Origin of the sequence: Streptomyces boncukensis (assembly GCF_011045075.1) — a bacterium.
Classification (GTDB): Bacteria; Actinomycetota; Actinomycetes; order Streptomycetales; family Streptomycetaceae; genus Streptomyces; species Streptomyces boncukensis.
Genome location: NZ_JAAKZZ010000893.1, coordinates 1 through 1,726, shown reverse-complemented (window position 1 = coordinate 1,726; position 1,726 = coordinate 1). Strand labels below are relative to the sequence as shown.

The window sequence follows — 1,726 nt, the reverse complement described above, 5'->3', positions numbered from 1 at the left end:
GCCCCCCGTGCCCGGGTCGTGCCGTTCCACGAGCCCGGCGACGGCGGTCCTGACGGGCACCGGCCGCCGCCGCTGTACTGCCTGCACGGCGAGACCGGCGAGCTGACCTGGCTGACCCACCACGCCCCCGTACTCGCCCGGGGCGGCGCCGTACTGGGCGTGGAGGCCCCGGGCTTCGGCGCGCAGGACGGCGCGGCGCCGCCCGGAACCGTCGGGGAGATCGCGGACGCGGACGCGGAGGCGATCCTCGGGCACCGGCCCCAGGGCCCGTACCGGGTCGCCGGGTTCGGCCTCGCCGCGCCGGTGGCCGCCGAGGTGAGCCGCAGGCTGCTGGACGCCGGGCACGAGGTGACCGAGCTGGTGCTGCTCGGCGCGGACGAGCCGGACGCCGCGGTCGAGGCGGCCCGCGCGGCGCGGGCGGCAGGCGGGGCGCCCGTCGCGGACGTCGCGGGGCTGTTCGCCGAGGTGTGGGGCGCGGCCCGTCCGCCGCGGCCGTCCGGCGGCGAGCGGGACCTTCCGGCGGCCGAGGCCGCCGCGCTGCTGGGCGCCGCGGCCGGCTGCCCGCTGCCGGCCGACCGGCTGAGCTCCTGGCTGGAGGACGCCGCCGCCTGGCGCGGCGGCTATCTGGAAGCGCTGGAGCAGTACGCGCCCAGGCCGCTCGCCGGGACCACGCTGGCCACCGCCGTCCGCGGTTCCGCGGGCGCGGGCGGCGACTGGAGCCGGTGGATCGTCCCCCCGCCGCACACGATCGACCTGCCCTGCTCCGCCGCGTCGCCGGCCTCGGCCGACGCGGCGCGGGCCCTGGCCCGGCACGGCTCCGAGGAGACCGGCGGGGCGCCGGGGCGGCTGCTCGTCCCCGTCAACCTGCAGGGCGACAAGGCTCCCACGTTCTGGGGGCACCATCTGTACGGCGAGGTCAGCTACGGCGTGTACCTCTCCCGGCACCTCGGGCTGGACTACCCGTTCGTCGGCGTCGAGCAGGTGGACATGGCCTCGCGGGTCCACGAGTTCGACAGCATCGAGGAGATGGCCACCCGCTACATCGAGGAGATCCGGCGGTCCCACCCCGATGTGCCCTATCCGCTCGGCGGCTGCTCCTTCGGCGGTGTGCTCGCCTTCGAGATGGCCCGCCAGCTGCTGCTCGCGGGCTGCGAGGTGCCGCATCTGGTGGCCATCGACCCGATCATGCCGACCACCGGCGCCTGGGACAGCATCGACTGGGGCGCCATGACGCCGGAGGAGGTCGAGAGCCTGTCCGTGGTGATCCTCGGCAACGCCTACTGCATCCGGTGGGGCGTGGAGGAGAAGATCCGGCTCGCGGACATCGGCGGGCTGGAGCTGGGCGAGCAGCTGGACGTCATCGCCCGGCACATCGTGGCCCGCTCGGCGCGGCGGCCCCGGCACGACGCGATCGCCGGGCAGATCCGGCTCAAGCACGAGGTGCTGCTGCGCAACAACCAGCTGCTGGTGGACTACCGGCCGCAGCCGCTGCCCAAGCCCGTGGACACCACCGTCTTCCACGCCACCCGCGGCTTCCTCTCCCCCGACAACGACAACGACCTGCCCGAGGTCAAGCGCAGCGACGACGACCGGTCCAACGGGTTCGCGGAGTTCGTGCGGGGCGAGGTGACGGTCCACGACGTCGAGGCCGACCACTTCGAGATCGCCTACGACCACAACCTGCGGCGGATCGCGGAGCGGCTCCGGCCGCTGTTCGACACCCTCC

Annotated in this window: 1 protein-coding gene; it reads left to right on the top strand. The window is 75.4% G+C overall.

The window, feature by feature from the left end; genetic code table 11:
* The coding region (locus tag G5C65_RS36760) for a thioesterase domain-containing protein (protein WP_165303375.1) at window positions 1-1,726 on the top strand (1,726 nt) is incomplete at both ends.